Origin of the sequence: Paenarthrobacter sp. NPDC090520, assembly GCF_044769205.1 — a bacterium.
Lineage (GTDB): Bacteria > Actinomycetota > Actinomycetes > Actinomycetales > Micrococcaceae > Arthrobacter.
Map to the genome: position 1 here is coordinate 16,046 of NZ_JBIVXM010000019.1, position 25,990 is coordinate 42,035.

Here is a 25,990-nt window from a genome sequence, read left to right on the forward strand (position 1 = left end):
CGGAGCTGCCACGAGGTACCAATCCCTCTGTGCCAGCCATTACCGTTTCACAGCGGGCCTGACACGGCGACCAGCCGCTTTTCCAACAACTCGATCCGGCGCTCCAGTTCCACAATTTTTTCTTCCGGAGATTGTGGCCCTTCGGGAGACTGCGGCCGACTGTAATAAGACGCGCCATGCCTGCGCTTCTCCAACTCAGACCTTGTCAGGGGTTTTGGGTTGTCCTGCAACGCCTGTGAAAGAACACCGAGGACCAGGTCCTTCCTCCATCGCGGATATCGATGCGGCCCATCCGCCGTGGCAACCGTGACGTGCTTGGCCGCACCGGTCCTCAGGGCCTCGCCGGTTGGTTCTTTGGTTTCGCTCTCCAGCAGGCCAACCAAGCGCAGCAAGGTCCCGGCGTATGCCGGGGTAGTGCCAATTGCCGCTCCGAGTTCTTTCTGACCCCAATAGGCATCACGGCTGACTTCCGTGCCAGCGTCGTCAAAGATGGGCGATAGTGGTTTCTCCATGAGTTACTCCTTATCATCTGCGACTGACAAATTCTGGCGTCGGCTGCGTTTCACATCCGCCAGGCCACCTGCGAACACGGAGATACCCAAAGCGACCCCCACCTCGGGATTGGAAATGATGGCACCGGCGCCGCCGATCACCAGTGCGACCGCCGCCGCCAAGATGTGTAATTTCAAAGGAGCCTCCAATCATCGTCCCCTCCCGGTTCCGGCACGATGTTCGGGCGGGGGACCTTCCGGACCACCCTGATTTCTACGTCTTCCCCGGCGCCGAACAGTCGCCTGCCAACTCCGTTGACGTAGATCCAGACGCCAGTTCCGTCAGGCATGACGTCCTGTACCAAACCAGCCATTACCCCCCCCCCCCCCCGCAAAGTCGATCTCGACTTCATCACCGGGCAGGAAGTACTCCCAGGCTTGGTCGCACCGCGCCGACAGCGCCTCCGGATCCATCATCCGGAAAACTGTGCTCTTTTCCATGGCAAAAGACCCCCTCCACGTCTGCCTAATTAGCAGTGAAGGGAGCCTGCGGAAAATGACGGATGCTCAGTGTCGGAAGGGTTGATTGTGGAGAATCACCCTACGACGAGGCCCTTCGAGGTGCCGGAGGATTCGCGCGGAGTTTAACGATCTGATCCACTTTGTCTTCGCTCGACAGTCCGTCCTCGACAGCCAACAAAGACAGCAGGCGCAGTGGCCGGCCGGATTCCGCGGCAGCCTGCATCTTGTGATGTCCATCCAGCAGGAAATGCATCAGGCCCCAATGAACGTAATAGTCGGAGCCGTTGTCCATGGCCGGCTGACAGACGTCGAGCACTGAAACAGACACTGCAGTCGGCGTTGAGACATCTGCCAGCATGGCGGAGTATTCCGCCACACGGCCGCTGTCGTTCCATGTGGGTGGAACCATCGGCACAACGAACTCAAACGCATGAGCTGTTTGATCAACGGGCGCCTGCCAAGTGCGATAGTAGGGGGTGCTCGGATACTCGGGCAAACCCCAAAAACCTGACAGGCCCCAAGTATCTACCTGCTCTTCGCTGAAGTAGTCGCCTGGCTTCCCCGGATACACCAGGCCCGGCCGCACTTCGAGCAACAGGGGAATGTACTGCCCGGCTGGCAGAACAGATGCGAGTGCGTTGAGGACGCCGTCGTCGATACCTTCAAGCCCGGAGTTGAGTTGCAGTTGGACCTCGGGGATCGAAACTGTCTCTGTGGCACCCTCGAGCCGTTCAAAGACCAACGGGCAGGTGCCGCACCAGAACGAGAGGTTGAAAGCAGCCTCGTCTCCGTTCCAGAGCAGCCGTCGTCCGGCCCACTGCCCCGACTTCTTGGGCTCTTCACCGAACCGAATCGACGACGATCCGGACTCAGCAACGTTTCGTTTTGCCCCGACTTCTAACAGCATGCTCGGCAGTCTATACAGCCACCTCCCGGCAACTCCATCAGTCGTCCAGGCGCACACCCCGCAGCATCAGCATCGTCCCGCCGACGGCCACCGCAGAGGCCAGGAACACACCGGCCGCGCCGAGCCCAACAGCAACAACACCTATGGCGCTCGGCAGGATCACTTGGCCGACTCTGTTTCCCGCGAGCCGCAGAGCCAACGCCCGCCCGCGCTGCCCCGGTGGCGCCTGCGCGGAGAGCCAGGACATGGTGAGCGGTTGGCCAATTCCCAAACCGAGGCCAAGGAAGGCCATGACAACAAACAACAGCCATTCCGGCATCGGAATCGCGGCAACGGCCAGGGACACTGTGGACACGGCCAGGCTGAGGATCAACAGCTTCAAACGGCCCAGCGTCCGGGACACCCGGCCAAGCCCAAGCCGGGAGACCATGGAGAACACCGCCCTCACGGTCAACATCAGGCCAACCGTGGCGGCGGTGATGCCGCGTTCGGCGCCCAGCGCGGGCAGGTAAACAACAGTCAGGTCCACCACTGCCAACACTGTTGCACTGGTGGCGAGTGCACGGGCCACGCCGGGGGCCCGCAGCAGGGAAAAGGCGCTCCCCCGCGGTGCCTCGGCGGATCGTGAGGTTCGTCGACCGCTGCTCACCTGGGAGGAAACAAGGTACGTGGTGCAGAACAGCACCAATCCCATGGCAACGGCCAGAATGAAGATTGCCTGGGTGTCCGGCCGCACGGATGCACCGCCAACAAGCGAAATGGCGAGCGGTCCCAACGCCTGCCCCAACGACGCCGCGAACGTCAGGTAGCCAAAGGCTGAGTCGAGCCGCGAAGACACCGCGTTGTTCGCCACCACCGCCTGCTGCCCCACAACACAGGCCAGCTGGCCCGCACCCAGAAGCGCCGTTCCGGCGATCAGCGCCGCTACGGACGTCCCCCAAAAGAGCAGGAACGTTGAGCAAAGAAGAACGACGGCGGACCCTGCAGCCATGAGCCGACGCTCGCCCAGGCGGTCCACCAGGTTGCCGATGGGCAGCGCGAGCAGCAAGGGAAAGACGGCGTAGCTGGCAGCGAGAACACCGAGGGCGAAGGCTGGGACGTCGAGTTCAAGGGCCCGGTAGGTGGCGGCGGGCCGGACCAGGAACGTCACTGCCTGGATCAACGCAGAATGGACAAGAAGTGCCGTGGACGAACGCCGCCCCAGTTCACCGATCATTCGAGGTCGAGGCCCTTGACCGAGATCATGCGCACTGTCTCGTCCCGGGCTCCTATGACGTGGTCAAATGCGATCTTCGCCGCAGTGTCCGCGTCCTTCGCAGCCAGGGCGGCCACCAACCGGCGGTGGTCGGCCAAGGCTTCCTCACGACGCTCGGCGGAGTTGTTGGTGAAGTATCGGTACCGTTCCACCTGGCTGGCGATCTGCCCGTGGAAACGCAATGCCCAGGAGTTGCCGGCGATTGAGGCAATGGTGGCGTGGAGCGTTACCCCGTACTTCATGGCTTCGTCCGCGAAGCCCACCATGGCAGCGTTGCGTTCAAGGATTCCCTGCAGTTTTTCGATATCGGCCTCCGTTGCGCGGGCACACGCTTCACGGGCCATCAGGGATTCCAGTGCGGCCCGCACGTCGTACAGCTCGGAGATTGCCGTCGCATCAAGCAGCGGAACCCGCACTCCCCCGGTGGGCTGCTGCTCCAGGAGGCTCTCCGAAATCAAACGGCGGATCGCTTCGCGCAGCGGCGTGCGGCTGACCTGCAGTGACGAGGCCATTGCGGGCTCGTAGATGCGCGCGCCTGGCTTGAGTTCAAGGTCGAGGATCTGCCGCTTCAATTCCGTGTAAACGAGGTGTGCCCCGGTGTTCCGAGGTTGAGGATCTGCCAAGGGTGCCGCCAATGAAGAGTGAGTGTACTTGTATACATCTATACAGCTTGTCGCGGTCAACCGCAACGCGGGGTCAGATACGGCCCATCCAGACGGCTTGAATGGGCCCTAAGTGACCTCGCGTTGCAATCGACCAAGAACACTTCCGACCAACCCCGATCGACCCTGTTCGACTCGCTTGTGAGGCCCCAAACCTCCTCATAGTCTCGGTTTGCCCGGCTTCGCACGAAGACCGGCACAGACAAGCACCCAAGCCCCGATGACGAGGTACACCCATGGCGATTCCAAGACTCCGAAGGCCTGTGGCTGCTCTGGCGGCAGCCGTCACAGCAGCCACAGGCCTGGCCCTCCTGCCCACAGCACCAGCCGCACAGGCAGTCGACGCAACCCAGATCACCATCACCCCGAACCCGGCCAGCCGGAGCGAGGCTTTCGAAGGGTGGGGAACCAGCTTGGTCTGGTTTGCGAATGCGACGGCGGGATACTCACCGGTGCTTCGCGAGGAGCTGTACCAGAAGGTCTTCGGTGAGGACGGGCTGAACCTCAACATCGCCCGCTACAACGTCGGGGGCGGCAACGCATCGGATGTCGCGAACTACCTCAACGACGGCAGCGCTGTGGAGGGATGGTGGAAGCCGGTCGCCGAAGCGCAACCCGGCCATCCGGCGTCGAACCTTTACAACCCTGACGGAAGCGTCGACAAAACCCAAGCCAACAAGCTCGCCTTCCTGAACGCCTGGGACCCGGACGACCCCGCCTCCTACAACCCCGACGCCGACCAGAACCAGCGGTGGTGGGTGGAGCGTCTGGCCGAAGATCAGCAGATCACCCACTGGGAAGCCTTCAGCAACTCGCCGCCCTGGTTCATGACCAAGAGCGGCTACGTCTCCGGACAGGTCAACACCAACAAGGGCGAAAACCTGCTGCCCGAAGCGGAAGGAAAGTTCGCCGCGTACATGCGGCACGCCGTCGAGCTTCTTGAGCAGGGCAGCGGGATCAAGGTGGACACCATCGATCCGTTCAACGAGCCCAACTCCGGCTACTGGGGCACGGACATCAACGCCGCCACGGGGAAGCCGCCCACAACGTACACGCAGAAGCAGGAAGGCGCGCTGATCTACCCCGCCGCGCAGGACCGCGTCACCAAGCTGCTGGCCGCCGAACTCGCCAAAGGCAGCACCGACGCGGTGATCTCGGCGATGGACGAGACCGATCCCACCAAGTTCATGACCAACTGGAACGGCTACAGCCAGGAAGCCAAGGACGCTGTCTCACAACTCAACGTCCACACCTACGGAACCAATGACCGTCGCAGGGTCCGCGACCTGGCCAACTCCACGGAGAAGCCGTTGTGGATGAGCGAAGTGGGCGGCTTCTGGACCGGCAACCCGGCGCTCGGCGACTCGACCAGCGGCTGGGACCGCTCCAACATCACCAATGGCTTGGGCATCGCGAGCCGGATGGTCAACGACCTCCGCGAACTCGAGCCGAATGCCTGGGTGTTCTGGCAGCCTGTGGAGGACACGTACAAGCAGGAGAAAGCCGACAAGGGCTGGGGTTCCATCTACGTCGATTTCGACTGCGACTACGCCGGCCGTGAGGGCTACTCCAACCGCAGGCTCAACGACGGCGCCGTCCTGGACTCGGCCAAGTGCAAGGTCCTGACCAACCAGAAGTACAACACCACCCGCAACTTCACGCACTACATCCGCCCCGGCGACTTCCTCATCCAAAACAACGACGCCAAGACGGCCAGCGCCCTCCGCGCCGACGGCACCGGTGCCACGCTGGTCCACTTCAATGACACCCCGACGGCGGAGAAGGTCACCATCGATCTCAGCCGCTTCGGGAGCATCGCTCCGGGCGCGAAGGTCACGCCGGTGGTCACCACCAAGTCGCCCCTGGACGACATTGAGAAGAACGCCCTGGTGAAAGGCGCGCCGGTCGCCATCGACACCGCGGCGAAGTCCGCCACGGTTGAGGTGCCAGCCGCGTCCGTGGTGACGTTCGTCGTCGACGGCGTCAGCGGCGTTTCGGAGGACGCCGCACCTGTTGAGGACGGTCACCGCTACCACCTCTCCGGTGAGGCGAGCGGCAAGTACCTGACGGCCGGCACGGGCGGTGCTTCGATCCAGGACCTCGGTTCCGACGCCGCCGGAGTGGCTCCGCAGATCTGGACGTTCAACGCGGTTCGTGCCGATGACGAGTTCGCGAATGACCGTCGCTGGATTGTCACTGCTTCCGATGGGCGGGTCCTGACAGGCACCGGCGGTGTGTTGAATGGCAGCCAATCCGGCGCAGCTTCCTTGGCTTCCCTCTCACTGGAACAGGCCAGGTCCACTCCTTCTGCACAGTGGATAGTGACCACGGAGAACGCGAAACAGTGGACGTTGGTGAACGCCGGGGCCGCCATTTCGTTGCAGGTTTCAGGTAACCAAACGGCGGCCGGGACATCCGTTGCCTTGGCTTCATCAACTGGCACGACGGCCACCGCGCTTGCCAGCCCGCACCAAGCATGGGCGTTCACGGACATCGCGGATCTGAGGCTGCTGGGAGTGGCACCGCTGGACGTGAGCACTCCCGTTGGGGCTCCTCCTGCGCTGCCAACCACCGTCACCCCGTGTACAAGTCAGGCCCGGGCAAACCGCTGCCTGTGACGTGGTCCTCCGTCGACGCGGGCGCGTGGCAGAAGGCAGGCAAAGTGACGGTGTACGGTTCCGGCGTCGATCCCTATGGGCAGGCATTTGAGGCAGTCCTGACCGTGACTGTGGGCCAGTACATTGCTACAGATCCTGCGTCGGTGACAGTGGGGGTTGGGTCTTCGCTGGGTAGCGTGCAGGCGGCAGCTCCGGCCACGGTGCCCGGCCAGATCGCAGACGGCCCGGCCCGCAATCCGCTCGCCGTGACATGGGATTGGTCTGCTTTGGGTGCCGCTTCTCTGGAAACGGCGGGAACTCTGACGGTCCCGGGCAAGGCCGGCTCACTTAATGCCACCCTGACCGTCATCGTGGTGGACCGCGTCCCCGTGGCCAACATCTGCAAGGACGACCCCGCCACCACCGTCATGGCAAGCTACACCGAGGGCTCGTACATCGCGAAGAACACGTGCGATGCCAACCCCTCCACCCGCTGGTCCAACTGGGTCAGCGGCGGGCGCAACGGTGACAGCTTGTCTTACGCTTTCGGCCGCGACTACACCGTCTCCTCCGTGACAGTCATGTCGGCCGAGAAGACCGCGCAAAGCCTCAAGGTCCAGTACCAGGATGCAGCGGGCACGTGGAAGGACACCTCAGCCGGCACGGTGACCGGGCTCTCCGTTTCCGCTCCGACCACCGTTTCCTTCGATCCAGTCACCACCCGCGGTATCCGCGTCTCCTTCGTCACCACGGCCTCCTACACGAAGGTCGCCGAGGTAGCCATCGCCGGAAACCGCTTGGCCGACGCAGGATTCGCCGAGCTCGGCCGGCTCCTGGTCAACCAGGCATCAGTGGTCGGCTTCGCTCCCGGAACCACCGCGTACCGCGCGCTGGCCTCGTCGGCGACTCCCGCCGTCGTCGGCTACCCGCTGGACACGAACGCGAAGGTGACCGTCCGGCAACCCACCGCGGAAAGCCCGACGGCGGTTGTCACCGTGACCGCTCCGGACGGGACCGTGAAGGAGTACCGCGTGGACATCTCCACAGGAAAGGAAGCCTGCAAGGACGACGGATGGAAGTGGAGCCCGTCGCCGATCTTCAAGAACCAGGGGCAGTGTGTGAGCAGCTTCGCCGCCGGTAAGTAAGAATCTGCGTTCTCCAGGGAGGCCCCCTCGGAAGCTTTCCGAGGGGGCCTCCCTGTGCTCCGAACGAGCAATACGGGTCCCTTATTGTTATTTTCGGGCACAACTAACAACAACAGGCCTCCTTATTCACATTTGTGGTCCTAAATGTGAATAAGGGAACCGCTACTCACCGTCCTAAGCCGGTCAGCTCCGCGTCCAACGATAGGGCGTGGTGGTTGAGACCTTGACCAGGCCGGAGCGCTCGAGGATCGGGCGGGAAAACTCGGTGGAGTCGCTGTTGATGAGCGTTTTGCCGTGCGCCAACGCGGACTGAGCCCGGCGGGCAGTCAGCGCACGATAGATCCCTCGGCCCCTCCACTCCGGTCGCGTGGCTCCGCCCCAGATCCCGGCGAAGTCGGTGCCGGGCACGGGTTCCAGACGGCCGGCGCTGACGATGCCGCCGTCCGCCTCGGCAACCCAGAGTTCCATGGCATCATCAAGCGAAAGCCGGCGAAGCAGCGCCTCCGCCATCTCGTCCGAGACGGGCTCGCCGAAGACCTTGTCCTGCATGGCGCTCATGGCCCGGACGTCAGGTTCATCAACCACCCGGCGCAATGTCACGCCTTCCGGCAAGGGCACGTCCTGGCTGAGCGCCCGGGCTTCGCCGATCATGATCGACTCCGGCGGGTCAGGTGTGAAGCCATGGTCCAGGAGTGCTTCGTGGAGCCCGGGCGCATGGTCGTGGCCGCGGGACTTCCACTCGACCTTTGTGATTTCCGGCAGACCGTCAAAGTAGGCCACGGCGTCCGAGACCAGCCCGCGGACTCCGACTTCATCGGCTCCGCCCAGGTCCCGGTACGTGATGAAGCCGCGGCCACCCAGGAAAGTCACCAGACGGAGTGGTCCGTGCTCGGTCACCGTGAGGGCGCTCGGGGTCTCTGCGTCGGTGCGAAGTTGGGCATCGTAGGCCGCGAGAAGGCGGGCTTTGGTGTCGGTTTGAGTCATCTGGAGAGCCTACCCATGGGATTCTGCTGAATCATTCCCGAATCAGCCGCCGCCTGCCGCATCATTTCAAGGTCGGTCCCGGGTGAGGGAGGGAATGATCCAGCAGAATTTTTCACTGGTCGTCGAATCGGGTGAGCAGATCGGCCGGGATGACCACGCCGTCGGGGAATTCGAAGCAGCCGTCGGTGTAACGCACCGTGTCCGAAGCACCTCCGGCACCGGCGAGATGTACGACGGCGGCGTAGTCGCCGTCGCGCGCGGGACCGGCGGTTCCGGCCCACGGGATGGTGAACTCCGAGCCCATCGGGTGGGCGCCGGGCCGGAGGAAAGTCCCGGACGTATCCAGGACATTCCCGAACCCGGACACGGCGTGGACCGAGCTGACCACGGATGAAGCAGCATCCACGGGCCAGCCACCAATCCGTAACGCCGCCTCTGAGGCACCAGTAACCCGTACCAACCGTAGCTCCAGAGCACCACGCGTCGCGGACACCACGGTCACGGTCGGCCCTGGACTCGCAGTGCCGGAGACGCCGCTGCCGTGGTCCGGGCCGGCGTCGGGATCGGGCGTGATCCAGTTGGCGGTGAACCGGGACGCCCCAACTTCAACGCCGTCCACGGAAAATGTCCCCAGGTACTCAAAGCCGGTCCGGTGCGTCAGGCCGCCGTCAGGGTCGACGAACGCCACCGCGTTGTCCAACGACTCGGGATTCAGGTCAGGGAACGTGTGCGTCGAGTAGCCAATCCGGGCATAGAGGGGCGAATCCGCCAAAACGGCTCTCGGAACGGCATGGTCCGTCCCGTGGTTCCGGATTCGCACCACTCCGTCAGCGACAGTGCCGTCAACCTGCCAACCCGGTGCTGTGATGAGCCGCTGGGTATCGCCGACCTCAACGGGCAAGGGCGCCTCCACACATGTCCACGCCGGGTGGTCGGCGGGAAGGGCCAGGCCCAGCATCCCCTTCGCTGCCCAGTACGGCGATCCGAACCCGGAGTACGCCTGTTTCATGCCCGGGAACTCGCCGTGGAAGCCGATCGACAGGAGCCCCTCCGGGTTGAGGGCTCCGTGCCGCGCGAAGTAGTCAAGCATCCCCGAGGCGGCCCGCCGGGCCATCCCCGGAGCCAAGCGGGTGTGCCCGGACAACTCCCCCACCCAGAATGACGCTGCAGCCGCGAAACGGTAGATCAGGCTCCGACCCTGGATCAGCGGGGCCCCGTTGGCGCCGACAAGGTAGGAAAAGTCGTCCAGGAAATCAGCCAGCCGGTCGCCGTCGAGCTTCTTGCGGGCCGCGACGCGCGGATCGTCGGCTGCCATCAACGCCCAGAGCTGCGGGTACACCTGGAAGGCCCAGCCCACGTAATGGTCGTAAGCACGTTCAGGACCGTCGGAAAACCAGCCACCGCCCCGATAGAGGGAATCGTGGATGGCGAGGCCGGCGTCGATGTCCTCGTCGGAGTACCGCCCGCCGACGGAAGCCAGGAACGTTTCCACCACGATCTGGAACCACACCCAGTTGATCGGCGGATACTCCTCGCCGATCACGGTCTCGAACCACGCGATGAGTTGCTCCTGCACCCGCTGCGGCAACTTGTCCCACAGGACATCGCGGGTCAGTGCCAGGCCAACCGCCAGCGACGCCGCCTCAACCTTCGCCTGCCCCAGCTCGCCGGGCGTCGGCCATCGGTTGGGATTCGCCGGGTTGGTCCCGGCATCCAGGCCGGCGGCGTACCACTCCGCGATCCAGCCAGTGTTCGCGGGGTCACCGGCGATCCGGAAGGAGGCGAGCAGGAACGTCCTGGCGAAGGCCTCCAGCGAATCGCTCCCCCGGCCGTACCGGCTGTTGGGTCCGGGCAGGTAGATGTTGGCGTGGTCCTCGGAACCGAAGCGGTGCACAGAGCGGAGCATGTAGTCCGCGTAGGCGGTCCAGTGGGAACGGGTCAGGCCGGTGTACGGGGATAGCGCGTGGTCCAACGGCGGGAGTTCAAGAGCCATCAGAGCGCATCCTCCACCAGGCTGACGGAAGCAGCACGCGGCGCCCCGACGGACGACTCCCGGACAATCAGTTCAGGGTTCAGGTCGATCCGATGCACCGGCCGCATCCTTCCCTCGGCCAGGCGCGCGGCCATGAGTTGCACTGCCACCTTCCCCACATAGCTCTTGGGCGGCCGCACTGCCGAGATGGCGGGCTCGGCAAGGTAGGCAACCTCGTCGTCGTAGCCCACAATTGCCATGCTTCCCGGCACGTCCACGCCGCGGTCCACGCAGTGCTGCACAAATGCCACAGCCTGGGTATCGGAGTGCACCAACATGGCGGTGGTTCCCGATTCACGGCACAGCTCCAGCACGCGGTCGAAATGCTTGGCCCGGTCTCCGTTGTCCAGCTTGGCCGAATCCTCGTGGATGGATTTGTCCAGGGGAATCTTCAACGCATTCATGGCCTGCTTCCACCCACGGACCACGTGCGGGCTGGTAGGGCTCGTGGAATCGGTAAGGCATCCGATCATGCGGTGCCCCTCCTGCCACAGATGCCGCACGGCCATTCCCGCGCCGAATGCATGGTCGGTGGCCACCCACTCGAGCTTGTGCGCCGGGATCTCCGACGGCGCCCGGCGCTCGGCCAGGACCACGGGAATGGGCAGGGCATTGAGCCAGCGGAGCAACTCTTTGCCGTGCTCGCCACCCATGTCCGGAGCCACGATGAGCCCGTCGATGTTCTGGGTATCAAGCAACGCCTGCACCTGGCGGCGGTTGTCAGCGGCGTCGTAGGCGGAGCCACGGACCGCGATCCGGAGGTTCTGAACCTCGGCCTCGCCGCGGGCACCGCTGATGACCTGCGGCCAGTAATAGTCCAGGGACGGGACAACCATGCCGATCGAGTAGCTGTGGGAGGTGGCCCGCCCTGCCGTGGATCGGTCCAGCGGACTCGGAAGTGTTGCGCCGCCGTGTACACGGGACACGAGTCCTTCGTCGGCGAGGATGTTCACGTCGCGGCGGATGGTCAGTTCGCTGACTCCCAGTTTGGCGGCGATGTCGCGGACGGTGATGGCCCCGTGGGCGCGCAACTCCTCCATCAACCGCTCTCGGCGTTGCAGCGAGAACAGCGACTTTCCGCCGGATTCCTGGCCTGGTTCAGTGCTCATGTGTTTCCTCCAGAGTGAGGGTGAACGCGCCGGAAGCGCGGGTTTCGGCGGGCATGCGGAACCGCAGCCGGGTCAGCTTGTCGCCCCAGATATCGCCCAGCAGCGGATCGTCCTGGTGCCATTCGTCCACGAGCACGACGGCGGTCTCGGGCTTCCAGCGCAGCTGGACTCCGCGGCCGCCCGCCACAGTCGGGATGCCCTCAGGGGTGATGGTCGCCGTCGCGTCCTGGCCCAAGCGGACGGTGCCGGCAGCCAGGTAGGTGATGTCGACGTCGTCCGTTCCTTCCGGTGCCGGGGACGGGAGGTTCCAGCGGTCATCGATGACTACGGTCCTGGCCTCCCGGTTGAGGATCGAGGTGCGGATCCACTGCTCAGGATGGTCGAGCCCGTAGGCGGCGCCGAGGCCCAGCGCAAGCGTTGGCTCATCAGGAGTGGGTTCCTGCAGGACGGTTGCCCCGAACTCCGAGCCCGTCCCTTGTTCGAGCCCAAACGGTGCCGGGACGCTGTGCCACGCACTTTGCATGGCCCTGATCTGGTAGCGATCGGGGCCGAACGTTTGCGCGGTGTACGTGGGTTGGCCGGCGTCGACCAGGAGGGGCACACCGTCCACGGCAACCACGACGGAGCCTACATCCCGGTGGTTATGGTGCTCGCCGTTGTGCCCGCCCTTGGCCGCAAGCGTGAGCCCGTCCGTGGATCCGGGAGTCTGCCGGGCAAGCATGATCTGCACGGACGGGAGCCACGTCCCCCAACTGGGTCGCAGTTGTGCGCGTTTTGAGGGCTCAAAACGCGCACTGCTGCGACTCAGTTGGGTGAGGACGCGGCCCAGTCCGGCGGCTGGGTTGGGTTCAGGCTCGACGGCGGCAAAGGTTGCGGCGAGTTGGGCGGCTGCGTCATCGTCCAGCCGGACGGCCCAGCGATGCAGCATGTCCCAGGGCAAGGAGTCGGCCGCGCGGGCGGGGCCGTCGGCAACGTTGAGGAACCAGGACCCGCCCACATGCATGCTGCTGGGGAACGCGACGAGCGCACGGACCACCGGGAGATCGGGATTGAGCCCCGCGGCTTGCTCAAGCAGTGCCAAACCTTCCAAAGCACGGCCGGCTCCGTTCCACCAATACGCGAAGCCCTCGTCGATCGCGCCGTCGGCCGGGATCGAGGCGAGGAAGCGGTCCAGGCCCTCGATGCAGCGGGCAATGACCGTTGCCTGCAGTTCGGCATCGTCAACCAACAGCAGTGCCGCAGCAATGATGTTCGAGTGGATCCACGGGTTCCAGTTGTGCACGTCGCCGTTGAGGCCAAGCCAGTGCCAATCGAGTCGCTCCAGGAAAGGACGGATCACGCGCTCATGGGCCTCAAGGCGCAGGCGCTTCCGCAGACCAGGCGCCCGCTGATCCAGCGCAGCACCCAGGACGTGGTCCAGCCAGGCCAGCTGCGACACCACTTCGCCGGCACCAAGATCCAGATACGGGCGTGAACGGTCCGGAACCACCTCGCCGGATTGGGTGAACACGTCGTCGTGCGCGGCCCAACTCCACGAGCTCTGCTCACACAGCAGGTACGCACCGTCGATCACCTCGTCCAGCCAGCCCTCACCGGAGAAAGCAGCCATCACGACGGCGCGTGTCAGCCGCTGCTGCCGTCCCGCCACGAGTCCCTCATAGGCCGTGCGGTTTCCGTCGCGGAAGTACCGCGCATAGTGGGAGACCAACGGTTGCGGCCAAGGGGTGCCCTTCTCGGTGGCTGCTTGCTCAGCCAGCGACGCCGCCGAGTCCAAAGAGATGTGCTGCCACCCGACGTCGGACGCTGGTGGCACGGTGAGTCGCGAGCGGGCGTCGCGGAGCGATTCACGCAAGGCCGGAACGGACGCCTCGGCGCCCCAAGCACTGCGAAGCGGCGGTGCGTCGACGGTGACGGAGCCGGAGGGTGTTGCCATGAAGATTCTTCTCTCAGATGTTCGAGTATGAACGTTTTAGATCAAGCTCGATTGAGTTGAATGAACTGTCTTGTTCATGAGTATGTACTGATTATTAGATGTGATGCAACACATAAATCACGGTCGAACAGACCAACAAAGAACCGAAGGGAGGGTCCCTGAATGTCGCTCAAGCCCCAGGCACTGCTGGTCATGAATAGCGGAACCTTTGCTGACCAGTTCGATTCCGCACGACTGGAGCGGCTGGCAGGAATGGTGGACCTCGGCGGGCAACCATGGACGGATTCCCTCGACGCACCCGAACTCACGGGCCGCTTGGAAGAGGTGGAAATCCTCCTCACCAGCTGGGGCGTTCCGCGACTCACTGCAGAACGCCTGGAGCGTATGCCCAAACTCCGGGCAGTGTTCCACTGTGCAGGGACGGTCCGCAGCTTTGTGAGCGAGGAGTTGTGGGATCGCGGCATCACTGTCACCAACGGAGCAGACGCCAATGCGATCCCCGTCGCCGAGTTCACGTTCGCTTCGATCGTGCTGGCAGGCAAGAAGGCCCACGTCCTGGCCAACGATGCCCGGACCTTCCGCGAGGACTGGGACTACGCTACGGCCCGCGGAGAACTCGGAAACATCGGCCGGGTCATTGGAATCGTCGGCTTCTCGCGCATCGGCCGCCGCGTGGTGAACCTGGTCCAGCAACTGCAGGACGTTACGTGCCTGGTCAGCGATCCCCACGCGAACCCGGCGGAGGTCGCTGCCGCCGGTGGCAGCTTGGTGACGTTGGAGCAACTGCTGCGGGAGTCCGACGTCGTAAGTATCCACGCACCGGCCCTGCCGGAAACCCGCAACATGATCAGCACCCACCAACTGGACATCATGAAGGACCACGCGACGCTCATCAACACCGCGCGCGGCTCCCTTGTGGACACAGCGGCGCTCGAAGCCGAATGCCGCAAGGGTCGCATCACCGCGCTCCTTGATGTCACCGAACCCGAACCGCTCCCGGCGGATTCGGTCCTGTATGACCTGCCCAATGTGATCATCACCCCACACATCGCCGGATCGCTCGGCACGGAAACCCGGCGGATGTCCGATGCCGCCCTGGATGACCTTGAACGGTACCTCGCCGGAAAGGACCTCCTGGCCCAAGTAGTGCACGCGGATCTTGGCCTCAGCGCCTAAGTCCGCACGAACCAACCTGCCGCACGTGCGGCAGACTTAATACCAGTACTAAGGAGAACGCAATGAAGCGCACAACCCTCGCCGCGATCGCCCTTGCGGTGACTGCAGGGCTTGGACTCGCCGGCTGCTCAGGCGCAGCAGGCCCTGCCGACCAACCGGCAGCAAACGGCAAGACCAAGCTGACGGTCTCCGTTTGGAACTACGAGGGAACCCCGGAGTTCAAGGCATTGTTCGACAGCTACGAGGCTGCCAACCCGAACATCGACATTGAGCCCGTGGACATCCTCGCCGATGACTACCCACAGAAGGTCACCACCATGCTGGCCGGCGGGGACACCACGGACGTCCTGACCATGAAGAACGTCATTGACTACTCCCGCTACGCCAGCAACGGCCAGCTGCAGGAAATCGGCGACGTAGTGGACAAGGTTGGCAAGGACAAACTCGCCGGCCTCGATGCCTTCGACATGAACGGCAAATACTACGCAGCGCCTTACCGCCAGGATTTCTGGTTGCTGTACTACAACAAGGACCTGCTCAAGGCCGCCGGGGTGGAAGACCCCAAGGACCTGACCTGGGACGAGTACACGGCACTGGCCAAGAAGCTCACCACAACCGGCGCGGACGGCAAGAAGGTCTACGGCACGTACCATCACATCTGGCGTTCAGTGGTTGAGGCCATCTCTGCAGCCCAGAACGGCCAGGACCAGAACAGCGGCGACTACGGCTACTTCGAGGACCAGTACAACACCGCGCTGGACCTGCAGAAGAGCGGCGCCACCCTGGACTTTGGCACGGCCAAGAGCCAGAAGACCAGCTACCGGACCATGTTTGAAACCGGACAGGCAGCCATGATGCCCATGGGCACCTGGTACATCGCCGGCATCCTGCAGGCCAAGAAGGACGGCAAGACCAACGTCAACTGGGGCCTGGCCCCCATGCCCCAGAAGAACGACGACGGCAAGGTCACCACGTTCGGTTCGCCCACGGCTTTCGCCGTGAACAAGAACGCCGTGCACTCCGATGAGGCCAAGAAGTTCATCGAATGGGCCTCCGGTGAGGAGGGCGCCAAGGCCATCTCCAAGATCGGCGTTGTTCCTGCTCTGCAGAACGATGCTGTGAAGGACGCCTACTTCAAACTGGACGGCATGCCCACCGACGAGCTGTCCAAGAAGGCTTTCACCCCGGACACCACCGCACTCGAAATGCCTGTGAGCGACAAGTCGGCGGCCACGGACAAGGTCCTCAACCAGGAGCACGAGCTGATCATGGTTGGCGAGCGCTCCGTCACGGATGGAATTGCCGAGATGGGCAAGCGCGTCAAGAGCGAAGTCCTCGGCCAGTAAGGCTCGTTATGAGTACAGAAACAATCTCCAAGCCCGTTGCCCCGGCTGTTGCCGGCCGGGGCAACAGGAAGCAGGCCAGGCGTAATACCCTGATCGGCTGGACGTTCATCCTCCCGAACTTCATCGGTTTCCTGGCCTTCACCCTGATCCCCGTCCTCGCCGCCTTCGCGCTCTCCTTCATGGAGTGGACCTCGTTCAGTGCTCCCAAGTGGGTTGGGCTGGCGAACTTCCAGCGGATGTTCGCCTCCGACTCGTTCTGGATCGCGCTGCGCAACACCGTGGTCTATGCGCTCGGGCACGTTCCCCTGACCATGGCCCTGGCCTTGCTCCTGGCCATGCTGTTGAACCGGAAGCTCAAGGGCATCGGCTTCTTCCGGGTTGCGATCTTCTTCCCGTACATCACCTCGCTGGTTGCCGTCGCCGTCGTCTGGAACATGCTGTTCAGCCCGGACAACGGACCGATCAACCAGCTCCTCCACGCGATCGGCATCGCCAACGCACCGGGCTGGACCTCAAGCTCGGACTGGGCGCTCCCTGCCGTGATCATCACCAGCGTGTGGCGGGACATGGGCTACTACATGGTCCTCTACCTGGCCGGACTCCAAGCCATCCCGACCGAACTCTACGAGGCCGCGGAAGTCGATGGCGCCAGCGCCTGGCAGCGTTTCTGGAACGTCACCATCCCGTCGCTGCGGCCTACCACGTTCTTCGTGGTGGTCATGCTGACGGTCTCCAGCTTCAAGGTGTTCGACCTGATCGTCGTCATGACCAACGGCGGCCCCGGACGCTCCACCACAGTCCTGTCCCAGCTGATCTACCAGGAGGGCATCGGCGAAGGTAAGTTCGGCTACTCCTCGGCCATTTCGCTGGTCCTGTTCCTCATCGTCCTGACGGTCACCGTCCTGCAGTTCAAGATCCAACAGCGGAGGGAACGCTGATGACCAACATGGCCGAAGACCTCAAGGCTGAGGCCCGCTTCGCCGGGTCGGGCCTGCCTCCTGCAGGTGCGGGAGACCGCCGTCGGACAGTCCGCAAGCGTTCGCCGCGCGAGCAGAAGAAGCGGACCGCCAATGTGATCATCTACGGTGTGCTGGTGGTCCTGGTGGTGGCGCTCATGGTGCCGTTCATCTGGATGGTGTCCTCCTCGCTGAAGGAGAACAACCAGGTCCTCACCGTCCCCATCCAGTGGATCCCGCAGGAGTTTGTGTGGAGCAACTACGCCGACATCTGGACCCGCATTCCCATGATGGGCTACCTGCAGAACTCGCTCTACCTGGCAGTGATCATCACCTGCCTTCAGGTACTCACGGGCTCACTGGCGGCCTACGGTTTCTCCAAGGTCCGCTTCCCCGGGCGTGACGTGCTGTTCCTCTGCTACATCGGCACCATCGCCGTTCCGTGGCAGGCGTACATGGTGCCGCAGTACATCATGATGCAGAACCTGGGCCTGACCAACAGCTTCAACGCCCTGATCCTGTTGCAGGCTTTCGGTGCGTTCGGTGTGTTCCTGATGCGCCAGTACTACATGACCATCCCGGACGAACTGTGCGAAGCAGCCCGCATCGATGGGCTCAGCGAGTACGGCATCTGGGCCCGCGTGATCCTGCCCCTGTCCAAGCCCGCATTGGCGAGCCTGGCCCTGCTGACGTTCGTGAACACGTGGAACGACTACATGGGCCCGTTCATCTACCTCACCTCCAACCGCCTCTGGACCGTCCAGCTGGGCCTGCGCTCCTTCGTGGGCCAGTTCGACGCCGAATACGCCATGATCATGACCGGCTCGGTGATCTCCGTGATCCCCATCCTCATCATCTTCCTGATCGGCCAGCGCTACTTCATCCAGGGCATCGCGACGAGCGGCATGAAGGGATGAGCACCGTGCGTGCTCCCCGCAAACGCCGCTGGTCAGGACCAGGATTCGAAACCTTCGGCAGCATCTTCGGTTTCGTCTACACCTTCCTGGCCGGCAACGTCCTGCTGGCCCTGGCCAACGCGCCGCTGGTGCTCTGCCTCTCCCTGGTGGCAGACCCAGCGGCCGCTTGGCCGTTCTTCCTCGCCCTCTCAGTCACCATCGCACCTTCCCTCGCCGGCCTCTTCGCAGCCTTCCGGTCCCTGAACGACGACGGCGGCGCGGTCACCCCCGTTGCTGCCTTCCTGTCGGGATACAAACGCAGTTTCGTGAAGACCGCTCCGCTCGGCGTGGCTGCGGTGGCACTGCTTCTGTTCCTCGGTGTAGACCTCGTAGCCATCCAGTCCCTTCCAGGTGCCGCGCTTCTGTTGCCGCTCATCGTCGTAGCAGCCGCCGTGACGGTGACCCTGGCAGTGACGGCGATTGCCGGCGTCGTACTTCTGCCCCAAGCGAGGCTGAAAAGCATCCTCAAGGCCTCCCTCTACCTGGTGGTACAGCGCTGGTACCTGAGCCTGGCCATGCTGGTACTGCTCGGCATCATCGTCTCCGCCGCCGTCCTGCAGCCCGTCCTGGGCATCGCGCTGGCTCCAGCGCCGCTGCTGTTCGTGATCTGGAGCAACGCCTCCTACGCCTTCCACGCCGTACTCCATACCCCCTCCAACTAAAAACGCTCTCTCACCAAACCGCCCCTTCAGCCGATCGCTCTCTCATCCGATGAGAGAGCGTTGGCGTTTAAGGGGTGGAAGGTGAGAGAGCGTTCGTAGGAAAGGTTCGCTACTGGGCGCCGTTGCAGAGCTGGCCGTACTTGGTGCCAGCCTCCTGGTACTCCTCAGTCAGCTTGCCGAGCTTCTCCTCGTCCGGGTTCTCCTTCGCCTGCTCATCCAGCAGGGCCAGGATGGAGGTCACAACCGGCTTCATGTCGTCCGAGGCGACACCCTCGATGGGGCGGATGGCGTTGGCCACGCGGTTGCTTGCCGTCTTGTTGTTGCTCTGGGTGAGCCCGGACGCGGCGGCGGCCATCCTGTCGCAGGTCTGCGCGGTGGTCAGCTGCGGTGCTGAACAAGCGGAAGCCGAGGCGAGCAGCCCGGCAGCGATCAGGACAGTGGTGAGTTTCTTCATGATTCCCTCAATGGTCGACGTCTCTTCGATTGTAAAGGGCGTGGCCTAGGCTGGGGGACATGGCGATCATCCACAAAGCAACCCTGTCCCCCACCAAGCTTGAACTCATCGCTGACTACCTGCCGACGCAGCCGTGGTTCATCCAGGACGGCGAACCAGAGGTCATCGGCGCCTACCGTTTTGACGATCCCGCTGGCGAGGTAGGCATTGAAACCCACGTCGTTGCCGCGGGTGAACGCGTCTACCAGATTCCCCTGAGCTACCGCGGACACGAGCTCGGCGGCGCCAGCGAGTGGCTGATCGGCACCATGGAGCACTCGGTCCTGGGCAAGCGCTGGGTGTACGACGCCTGCGGCGATCCGGTCTACGTCAAGGCCTTGGCCACCGCGATCCTCACCGGACAAAAAGAAGCGGCGTTGCTGGTGGACGGTGAGACCGAGCCGCGCCGCAGCACCGTCACGGTCAAGGGCAGCGGAACGCTCGACGGCGGTGTTCCCGGGTTGAGCGCGTCGGCGCCAGTATCGGGCAGCGGCGTGACGATCATCGATGCGGGGTCGCTTCGCCTGAAGGTGAACCGCGTGGTGGATGTGGCCGCGGATGCCGCCGTCAACACTGCTGCAGCGCCGGAGCTGCACGCCGAACTCGCGCTGCACGGCTCGTGGGCAGGGCTCGACAACCCCGTGGAACTTGCGTCGGTGGTCCGGGACTAGAGCCTGATCGCGGTACTGTTTGTCACCGGGCGGGTAGCGTAGGCTGGCACACGGGGCCATCTACTCCGTGAAGGGGTCATCGTGTACTCAGTCAAATCCGTAGTTCCAGCCGTCCAGGACCTGGCAGGCGAGTGGGTTAAGCACGCCGCCGAAGGTACTGCTTCGCAAACTGATGCCGTGGTGGGATGGGCGTTGTCCCGGATCAACCACGCCGATGTGCCTTCGGTGGTGCACGGAGTTGTCCTCACGCTGACCGGTGACCGGAAGGCAGCCAAGCATGCGCGCGGCACCGCAGCGAAGGCCGTCAAGAAAGCAACACAAACGCTCCGGCGTGGACGCAAACAGAAGTCCGGGAGTGCGGGATTGGTGGCGTTCCTGGTCGGTGCCGGATTGTGCTTCGGTGCCGTCATGGTCTGGCGGATGATGGCCCGGCCTGGTGAGCCCACTCCCGTTCCTGCGGACACCACGCCGCCCGATCAGGCCGCCACCAACTTGGACAAGGTGCCGTTCAAACCGGACTCGCCGGTGGTTTAGGCGCCTCGTCCCGCCTCATTTCCCGTCTCGCCGTTCCTGCGGATCCGCCGCCTGAGAACCAAACGGCTCAGCAAGAGGTAGGCTCCGCCACCAGCGACGAGGAATCCGGCCACGCCCACGATGAGGATCTGGGTGATGATTCCCGAAATGACCAAGGCAAAGCCGACCAGGAGGGCCAGAGCGCCCAGGACCATCCTGGCTCCCGTTCCACGGAGGCGCCCGGACCTCAGCTGAAGGTCAAGGTCCGGGTCCGATGCAACAAGGCCACGCTCGAGCTCTTCGAGGCTCCGTCGCTCTTCATCCGATAACGACATCGGAATCCATCCCCACCCCATGAGCATTCAACGCCACTGGCGCTTACATTCCACGCTGAGGCACCTGCGCTGCTTGCCGTGCCATGCCTTTATTATCTGTCGATTCGACCGCCGTAGCCACAGCTTGCCCTTCCATCCGGCAAGGGAAAGCACCACTCTGGAAGAATGACCGACCACGATGATTTCCTCGCCTGGGTCAGGGCTGATCTTTACCAGGCCGAACGTGCGCTGCATAACGGGGACGCTGCGCCGCGGCGCGCACTGTGGTCCCGAAAAGAACCAGTCAGCGTGTTGGGCGCCTGGCAGAATACTTTCGGGCAAGCCGCTTTGGACCGGCTGTTCACTGATCTGGGAAAGAGCTTCTCCGACTGCACGGCATATGAGTTCGAGTTATTGTCCTTCGATGTCATGGGCGACATGGCCTACACCGTCGGCATGGAGCACACCTCCACCTCCGTCAACGGCGAGCCCCGCAGTTACGTACTGCGCGCCACGCAGGTTTACCGCCGGGAAGACGGTGCCTGGCGGGTGGCCCACAGGCACGGCGATACTGTGACAAGCTAAGAACGTACCCAGCACGACGTACGGCAACCAACTGGAAGGCGATTCTTCCCATGGCACGACGATCTGCAAACATTCCGAACAGCCTGGCACAGCACCCGAGGCCACGACGCGGCCGCACAGCATGGCTCGTCGTCATGGGACTCCTGGCCGGCATTGCTGGCGGCGCCTTTGCCTGGCGCATGCTGGCCCCGGATGGTGAACCCGTTCGGCGCGGGCCCGTGGCGGACACCCAGCCGCAGGACCTGGTAGTCCCCACCGAGCCCGTGGAAATCTCCACCCGCATGCGGCCCGGAGAATGGACGGAGGAGTCCCTGCAGGAACACCTCGAGGACTACAAGCAGCAGATCCGGGACATGGGCGCGTCCGAGTCGCAGATCATCGCCGAGGTGGAGCGCACAGAAGGGGGCGCAGCCAAGGTTGTGGTCCGCTGGGACCGTTCGGCCTAGTCCCTGCTGCTAACGCTGTCCCTCCCCCGGCCGCGGTCGCCATACGACGACGGCCTGGGAGCGGGCGCGGGGACGCTGGCCCCGTGCGAGGCTTACGACGTCGCCCGCAGCTCCCGCTGCGAAGATCCTCGCGTCCACGGGAGTCCGGCGGCGTGACAGTTCTTCCGTCAGCTCCGCCACGCGGTATTGCAGGGCAGCCACCTGGTTCTCGAGGTCCAGGATGCGCTTGATCCCTTCAAGGGAGACGCCGGATTGCGAAAGGCGTTGCACCTCGCGCAGCCTGTCCACGTCGTTCTGTGAGTAGCGGCGGGACTTTCCGGGCGCGCGGCTGGGCGAGACGATGCCCAAACGGTCGTACTGGCGCAACGTCTGCGGATGCATGTCGGCAAGCTCCGCAGCGACGGAGATGACGAAGATCGGCTGGTTGACGTCGATAGCCATGACCTTCTCCTTACAACCGGGCCTTCGCGGCCAGGTCGTGACGCGGGTTGGCGTCGGAAGTGGCCGCAGCGAACGCCTTCACGGCCTCCTCCGCTTCCTTGCTCAGGTTCTGCGGAACGGCGACGTCGAAGGTCACCAGCAGGTCGCCGGTCGCCTTGGACGTCTTCACGCCCCGGCCCTTCACACGCAGAGTCCGGCCTGCGGGAGTGCCCGCCGGGACGCGCAACTTGACGGTGTCGCCGTCGAGCGTTGGAACCTCGATGGTGGCGCCCAGCGCCGCTTCCGCGAACGTGACAGGCACGTGGACGCGGATGTTGTCCCCGTCGCGCTGAAAGAAGTCGTGGGGTTTCACGCTGACCGTGATGATGAGGTCCCCATTGCCGGCCGGGCCAACGTTGCCCTTGCCGCGCTGGCGGACCTTTTGGCCGTCCTTGATACCGGCCGGGATCTTCACGTCGATGACGTTGCCGTTGCTCTCGCGCAAGCTCACCGTGGTGCCCTTGATGGAGCCGGCAAAGGAGATCGACGTGGTGGCCGTGCGGTCCGAGCCCTTCTGCGGGGCGCGCTGGAAACCTGTCTGGCCTCCCCCGAATCCGCCGCCGAACAGGTCAGCGAACTCCGGCGGAATGCCGCCACCCTGCGGTTGGCGTGCACCTGCGCCGCCGCCGAACAGGCCGCCGAACAGGTCCTCGAACCCTCCGTTGGCCCCTGCGCCGCCACGACCACCAGCGCCCGGAGCGAACCGGGCACCACCCATGGCGCGGATGGCATCATACTGCTGCCGGTCCTCAGGGCTCGACAGCACCGAGTAGGCCTCGGAAATGTCCTTGAACTTCTTCTCCGCGACAGCGTCCCCGGCGTTGGTATCCGGATGGTACTGCCGCGCAAGCTTGCGGTAAGCCTTCTTGATGTCAGCGTCGGACGCGTCCTTGGCAACACCAAGGATCGCGTAAAAATCCTTTTCAACCCAGTCCTGGCTGGCCAAGAGCGTTTCCTTTCAAATCAAAACTAAAGCGTACGGCGACCTTACCGCCTAGCCGTAGCGGATGAGGGGGCCCGGGAGTGGCATCCAAGGATCTGGCCGAGGGCCCCTACACGAGCTTGCGAGTGTTGGGAAGGCCAATATCCGCTGCCGAAGCCGGGTGGCCAAGGATCGCAGATCCTCGGCCACCCGGCGTAGGGGCGGGGCCCCCTCATCCGCGCAGGCGGGGTGAGCTACGCCGGTACTGCGACGATCACTTGGGCTGCCCGCAGGACACGCTCGCCTGAGCGGTATCCCGAGCGCAGCACCTGGCTGACCGTGTCTACTTCGATGTCCTCGCCCGGCTGCTGGATGAGTGCCTCGTGGATGGTGGGGTCGAATTCGACTCCGGTGTCCGCGATGCGCTCCAGTCCGTACGTCTTCAGCGCGTTCTCCAGCTTGGTGGCGATGGCGGCGAAGGGGCCGTCCTCGAGGTCACCGTGCTGGCGTGCGGCGTCAACATCGTCCAGCACCGGGAGCAGGGAGTTCAGGACGCCGATGACGGCCATCTCCCCTGCTACGGCGCGGTCGCGTTCCACGCGCTTGCGGTAGTTGACGTACTCAGCCTGCAGGCGGAGGAGGTCGTTGCGCAGTTCGGCCGCCTGGGCTTCCGCCGCGGCACCGGGAGCGACCGACTCTTCAGCCGGAACCTCTACCCCGTTGAGGATTTCCTCAGCCTGGGACAGGGCGTCGCCCTCGGTGGACGCAGCAGTCGCTTCGCCCTCGGGGTGGCGGGCCGCACCGGTTTCCGGATCAACCTTGCGGTTGTCCCGGATGACCGGCTTGCGCTGCTCGTTGCCGCGCTCGTCTTCGGAGTGTTCTGCTTCGTTGCCGTGATGAGGCATGGTTACTTCTTCGCTTCGTCTTCGTCGATGATCTCGGCGTCGACGATGTCCTCGTCGGCCTTGTCGCCGGCGGCACCTGCGGAGGCACCTTCAGCACCGGCACCCGGGGCGTCGGCTGCTGCGGCCTGCGAGTAGATGGCTTCGCCGAGCTTGGTCTGGGAAGCCTGCAGCTTCTCAAACGCCGTCTTCACGGCTGCGTCGTCGGTGCCTTCGAGCGCGGACTTGAGGGAGTCGACGTCGGCCTTGACCTCGGTCTTGACCTCTTCGGGCAGCTTGTCCTCGTTTTCGGCGATGAGCTTCTCCACCGAGTAGGCGAGCTGCTCAGCGGAGTTACGGGTGTCCGTAGCTTCACGGCGTGCCTTGTCCTCGGCAGCGTGCTCCTCGGCTTCACGGACCATGCGGTCAATGTCGTCCTTGGAGAGTGCCGTGCCACCGGTGATGGTCATGGACTGTTCCTTGCCAGTGCCCTTGTCCTTGGCGGACACGTGCACAATGCCGTTGGCGTCGATGTCGAAGGTGACCTCGACCTGCGGAACGCCACGCGGTGCCGGGGCGATGCCGGTCAGTTCGAACGTGCCCAGCGGCTTGTTGTCGCGGGTGAATTCACGCTCGCCCTGGAAGACCTGGATGGCCACGGACGGCTGGTTGTCGTCAGCGGTGGTGAAGGTCTCCGAACGCTTGGTGGGGATAGCCGTGTTGCGCTCGATGAGGTGCGTCATGACGCCACCCTTGGTTTCGATGCCGAGGGACAGCGGCGTGACGTCGATGAGCAGGACGTCCTTGCGCTCGCCCTTCAGTACACCGGCCTGGAGTGCGGCACCAACGGCCACAACCTCATCCGGGTTGACGCCCTTGTTGGGCTCCTTGCCGCCGGCGAGTTCCTTGACGAGCTCGGAGACAGCAGGCATACGGGTGGAGCCACCGACGAGCACGATGTGGTCGATGTCCGAAACCTTGATGCCGGCTTCAGCGATGACGTCGTGGAACGGCTTCTTGGTGCGGTCCAGCAGGTCCTTGGTGAGGTCCTGGAACTTGGCGCGGGTGAGCTGCTCGTCCAGGTGGACCGGGCCGTCGGGGGTGACGGACAGGTACTGGAGGGAGATGTTGGTGCTGGTGGAGGAAGACAGTTCCTTCTTGGCCTGCTCTGCGGCTTCGCGGAGACGCTGAAGGGCGATCTTGTCCTTGGAGAGGTCGATGCCCTTGACCTTGAGCTGGCTCAAGAGCCATTCGACGACGCGGTTGTCCCAGTCGTCGCCACCGAGGCGGTTGTCACCGGCCGTTGCGCGGACCTGGATGGTGGAGAAGTTGTCTTCGTCCTTGCCAACTTCGAGGAGGGAGACGTCGAACGTACCGCCACCGAGGTCGAAGACCAGGATGAGTTCGTCTTCCTTGCCCTTGTCCAGCCCGTAAGCCAAGGCAGCCGCGGTGGGCTCGTTGACGATGCGGAGGACGTTGAGGCCCGCGATTTCGCCGGCTTCCTTGGTGGACTGGCGCTCGGCGTCATTGAAGTAGGCCGGAACGGTGATCACAGCGTCGGTGACCTTTTCGCCCAAGTAGCTCTCGGCGTCGTTCTTGAGCTTCATGAGGATACGCGCGGAAATTTCCTGCGGCGTGTACTTCTTGTCATCGATGGCGACGGTCCAGTCGGTGCCCATGTGGCGCTTGACGGAGGCGATGGTGCGGTCGATGTTGTTGACGGCCTGGCGCTTGGCGATCTCGCCAACCAGGACTTCGCCGGACTTGGAGAACGCGACGACGGACGGCGTGGTGCGGCCGCCTTCTGCGTTGGCGATGACGGTGGGCTCGCCACCTTCAAGAACAGAGACCACGGAGTTGGTGGTTCCGAGGTCGATACCTACTGCACGTGACATATCTTGTTTCCTTTCAATGACCGATGTTGATGATTGCACTCGAACAGCACTCTCCGC

General features: G+C 63.9%; 27 protein-coding genes. 11 read left to right on the top strand and 16 right to left on the bottom strand.

Annotated features, from left to right (window positions below):
* Positions 1-47: 47 nt before the first annotated feature.
* The 6 genes from ACIQTZ_RS19065 to ACIQTZ_RS19090 form a co-directional block, all read right to left on the bottom strand.
* Positions 48-512 (bottom strand): hypothetical protein, encoded by a 465-nt coding sequence (locus ACIQTZ_RS19065; protein ID WP_402982840.1) that lies wholly within the window; start codon positions 510-512, stop codon positions 48-50.
* A 3-nt stretch (positions 513-515) separates the two neighbouring features.
* The gene (locus ACIQTZ_RS19070) at positions 516-689 is read right to left on the bottom strand and encodes a hypothetical protein (protein ID WP_402982842.1); all 174 of its coding nucleotides are present in this window, start codon (positions 687-689) and stop codon (positions 516-518) included.
* Positions 686-841 carry a hypothetical protein gene (locus ACIQTZ_RS19075; RefSeq protein WP_402982843.1) on the bottom strand — a complete coding sequence of 52 codons (156 nt, stop codon included), beginning with the start codon at positions 839-841 and terminating at the stop codon, positions 686-688. Before ACIQTZ_RS19075 ends, ACIQTZ_RS19070 begins: the two co-directional genes overlap by 4 nt.
* Before the next feature lie 251 nt (positions 842-1,092).
* The gene (locus tag ACIQTZ_RS19080) at positions 1,093-1,920 is read right to left on the bottom strand and encodes a hypothetical protein (protein WP_402982845.1); all 828 of its coding nucleotides are present in this window, start codon (positions 1,918-1,920) and stop codon (positions 1,093-1,095) included.
* Between the two features lie 37 nt (positions 1,921-1,957).
* A complete protein-coding gene (locus ACIQTZ_RS19085; protein WP_402982846.1) occupies positions 1,958-3,136 on the bottom strand; it encodes an MFS transporter in 1,179 nt (392 codons plus the stop codon).
* Positions 3,133-3,798: a GntR family transcriptional regulator gene (locus ACIQTZ_RS19090; protein WP_402982848.1), complete on the bottom strand. Its 666-nt coding sequence runs from the start codon at positions 3,796-3,798 to the stop codon at positions 3,133-3,135. The genes ACIQTZ_RS19085 and ACIQTZ_RS19090 overlap by 4 nt, the downstream gene beginning before the upstream one ends.
* A gap of 275 nt (positions 3,799-4,073) precedes the next feature.
* On the opposite strand from ACIQTZ_RS19090, the gene ACIQTZ_RS19095 reads away from it, so the two are divergent.
* The gene (locus ACIQTZ_RS19095; protein WP_402982850.1) at positions 4,074-6,455 is read left to right on the top strand and encodes a glycoside hydrolase; all 2,382 of its coding nucleotides are present in this window, start codon (positions 4,074-4,076) and stop codon (positions 6,453-6,455) included.
* Complete coding sequence (locus tag ACIQTZ_RS19100) at positions 6,419-7,579, top strand: discoidin domain-containing protein (protein ID WP_402982851.1); 1,161 nt, start codon at positions 6,419-6,421, stop codon at positions 7,577-7,579. The genes ACIQTZ_RS19095 and ACIQTZ_RS19100 overlap by 37 nt, the downstream gene beginning before the upstream one ends.
* 183 nt (positions 7,580-7,762) lie before the next feature.
* On the opposite strand, the gene ACIQTZ_RS19105 is transcribed toward ACIQTZ_RS19100, so the two are convergent.
* The 4 genes from ACIQTZ_RS19105 to ACIQTZ_RS19120 form a co-directional block, all read right to left on the bottom strand.
* On the bottom strand, positions 7,763-8,563 hold the full coding sequence (locus ACIQTZ_RS19105; RefSeq protein WP_402982853.1) for a GNAT family N-acetyltransferase: 801 nt from the start codon (positions 8,561-8,563) through the stop codon (positions 7,763-7,765).
* A 112-nt stretch (positions 8,564-8,675) separates the two neighbouring features.
* On the bottom strand, positions 8,676-10,556 hold the full coding sequence (locus ACIQTZ_RS19110; RefSeq protein ID WP_402982855.1) for a DUF2264 domain-containing protein: 1,881 nt from the start codon (positions 10,554-10,556) through the stop codon (positions 8,676-8,678).
* Positions 10,556-11,704: a LacI family DNA-binding transcriptional regulator gene (locus ACIQTZ_RS19115; protein WP_402982856.1), complete on the bottom strand. Its 1,149-nt coding sequence runs from the start codon at positions 11,702-11,704 to the stop codon at positions 10,556-10,558. The genes ACIQTZ_RS19110 and ACIQTZ_RS19115 overlap by 1 nt, the downstream gene beginning before the upstream one ends.
* The gene (locus ACIQTZ_RS19120) at positions 11,694-13,637 is read right to left on the bottom strand and encodes a heparinase (protein WP_402982858.1); all 1,944 of its coding nucleotides are present in this window, start codon (positions 13,635-13,637) and stop codon (positions 11,694-11,696) included. The genes ACIQTZ_RS19115 and ACIQTZ_RS19120 overlap by 11 nt, the downstream gene beginning before the upstream one ends.
* A gap of 162 nt (positions 13,638-13,799) precedes the next feature.
* Here ACIQTZ_RS19120 and ACIQTZ_RS19125 point away from each other — a divergent pair, with 162 nt between their 5' ends.
* The 5 genes from ACIQTZ_RS19125 to ACIQTZ_RS19145 all read left to right on the top strand — a co-directional run bounded on the left by ACIQTZ_RS19125 (position 13,800) and on the right by ACIQTZ_RS19145 (position 18,733).
* The gene (locus ACIQTZ_RS19125; RefSeq protein ID WP_402945234.1) at positions 13,800-14,813 is read left to right on the top strand and encodes a hydroxyacid dehydrogenase; all 1,014 of its coding nucleotides are present in this window, start codon (positions 13,800-13,802) and stop codon (positions 14,811-14,813) included.
* A 62-nt stretch (positions 14,814-14,875) separates the two neighbouring features.
* Positions 14,876-16,159, top strand: a complete 1,284-nt coding sequence (locus ACIQTZ_RS19130) for an ABC transporter substrate-binding protein (RefSeq protein WP_402982860.1) — start codon at positions 14,876-14,878, stop codon at positions 16,157-16,159.
* A gap of 8 nt (positions 16,160-16,167) precedes the next feature.
* A complete protein-coding gene (locus ACIQTZ_RS19135; protein ID WP_397323564.1) occupies positions 16,168-17,097 on the top strand; it encodes a carbohydrate ABC transporter permease in 930 nt (309 codons plus the stop codon).
* Entirely contained in the window at positions 17,097-18,032 is a 936-nt protein-coding gene (locus ACIQTZ_RS19140; protein WP_402982861.1) for a carbohydrate ABC transporter permease, read from the top strand. Before ACIQTZ_RS19135 ends, ACIQTZ_RS19140 begins: the two co-directional genes overlap by 1 nt.
* Positions 18,029-18,733: a DUF624 domain-containing protein gene (locus tag ACIQTZ_RS19145; protein WP_402982863.1), complete on the top strand. Its 705-nt coding sequence runs from the start codon at positions 18,029-18,031 to the stop codon at positions 18,731-18,733. The genes ACIQTZ_RS19140 and ACIQTZ_RS19145 overlap by 4 nt, the downstream gene beginning before the upstream one ends.
* Positions 18,734-18,842: 109 nt before the next feature.
* Here ACIQTZ_RS19145 and ACIQTZ_RS19150 read toward each other — a convergent pair whose 3' ends face one another.
* Positions 18,843-19,187 (bottom strand): hypothetical protein, encoded by a 345-nt coding sequence (locus ACIQTZ_RS19150; RefSeq protein WP_397323568.1) that lies wholly within the window; start codon positions 19,185-19,187, stop codon positions 18,843-18,845.
* 59 nt (positions 19,188-19,246) lie between these two features.
* Here ACIQTZ_RS19150 and ACIQTZ_RS19155 point away from each other — a divergent pair, with 59 nt between their 5' ends.
* Positions 19,247-19,897: a hypothetical protein gene (locus ACIQTZ_RS19155; protein ID WP_402982864.1), complete on the top strand. Its 651-nt coding sequence runs from the start codon at positions 19,247-19,249 to the stop codon at positions 19,895-19,897.
* Positions 19,898-19,978: 81 nt separating this feature from the next.
* Entirely contained in the window at positions 19,979-20,431 is a 453-nt protein-coding gene (locus ACIQTZ_RS19160; RefSeq protein ID WP_402982866.1) for a hypothetical protein, read from the top strand.
* Here the strand turns inward: ACIQTZ_RS19160 and ACIQTZ_RS19165 are convergent.
* Positions 20,428-20,745 carry a DUF3040 domain-containing protein gene (locus ACIQTZ_RS19165; RefSeq protein ID WP_402945219.1) on the bottom strand — a complete coding sequence of 106 codons (318 nt, stop codon included), beginning with the start codon at positions 20,743-20,745 and terminating at the stop codon, positions 20,428-20,430. The two genes, ACIQTZ_RS19160 and ACIQTZ_RS19165, sit on opposite strands and share 4 nt — an antisense overlap.
* A gap of 165 nt (positions 20,746-20,910) precedes the next feature.
* On the opposite strand from ACIQTZ_RS19165, the gene ACIQTZ_RS19170 reads away from it, so the two are divergent.
* Positions 20,911-21,309, top strand: coding sequence for a YybH family protein (locus ACIQTZ_RS19170; RefSeq protein WP_402982868.1), 399 nt, complete (start codon positions 20,911-20,913; stop codon positions 21,307-21,309).
* Between the two features lie 50 nt (positions 21,310-21,359).
* The gene (locus tag ACIQTZ_RS19175) at positions 21,360-21,755 is read left to right on the top strand and encodes a hypothetical protein (RefSeq protein WP_402982870.1); all 396 of its coding nucleotides are present in this window, start codon (positions 21,360-21,362) and stop codon (positions 21,753-21,755) included.
* A gap of 9 nt (positions 21,756-21,764) precedes the next feature.
* On the opposite strand, the gene ACIQTZ_RS19180 is transcribed toward ACIQTZ_RS19175, so the two are convergent.
* The 4 genes from ACIQTZ_RS19180 to dnaK all read right to left on the bottom strand — a co-directional run bounded on the left by ACIQTZ_RS19180 (position 21,765) and on the right by dnaK (position 25,933).
* Positions 21,765-22,196 carry a heat shock protein transcriptional repressor HspR gene (locus ACIQTZ_RS19180; protein ID WP_402945211.1) on the bottom strand — a complete coding sequence of 144 codons (432 nt, stop codon included), beginning with the start codon at positions 22,194-22,196 and terminating at the stop codon, positions 21,765-21,767.
* A 10-nt stretch (positions 22,197-22,206) separates the two neighbouring features.
* Entirely contained in the window at positions 22,207-23,181 is a 975-nt protein-coding gene (locus ACIQTZ_RS19185) for a DnaJ C-terminal domain-containing protein (protein WP_402982872.1), read from the bottom strand.
* Between the two features lie 230 nt (positions 23,182-23,411).
* Complete coding sequence (locus ACIQTZ_RS19190; protein ID WP_402982874.1) at positions 23,412-24,062, bottom strand: nucleotide exchange factor GrpE; 651 nt, start codon at positions 24,060-24,062, stop codon at positions 23,412-23,414.
* A 2-nt stretch (positions 24,063-24,064) separates the two neighbouring features.
* Positions 24,065-25,933 carry a molecular chaperone DnaK gene (dnaK, locus tag ACIQTZ_RS19195; RefSeq protein WP_400271150.1) on the bottom strand — a complete coding sequence of 623 codons (1,869 nt, stop codon included), beginning with the start codon at positions 25,931-25,933 and terminating at the stop codon, positions 24,065-24,067.
* Positions 25,934-25,990: the final 57 nt, after the last annotated feature.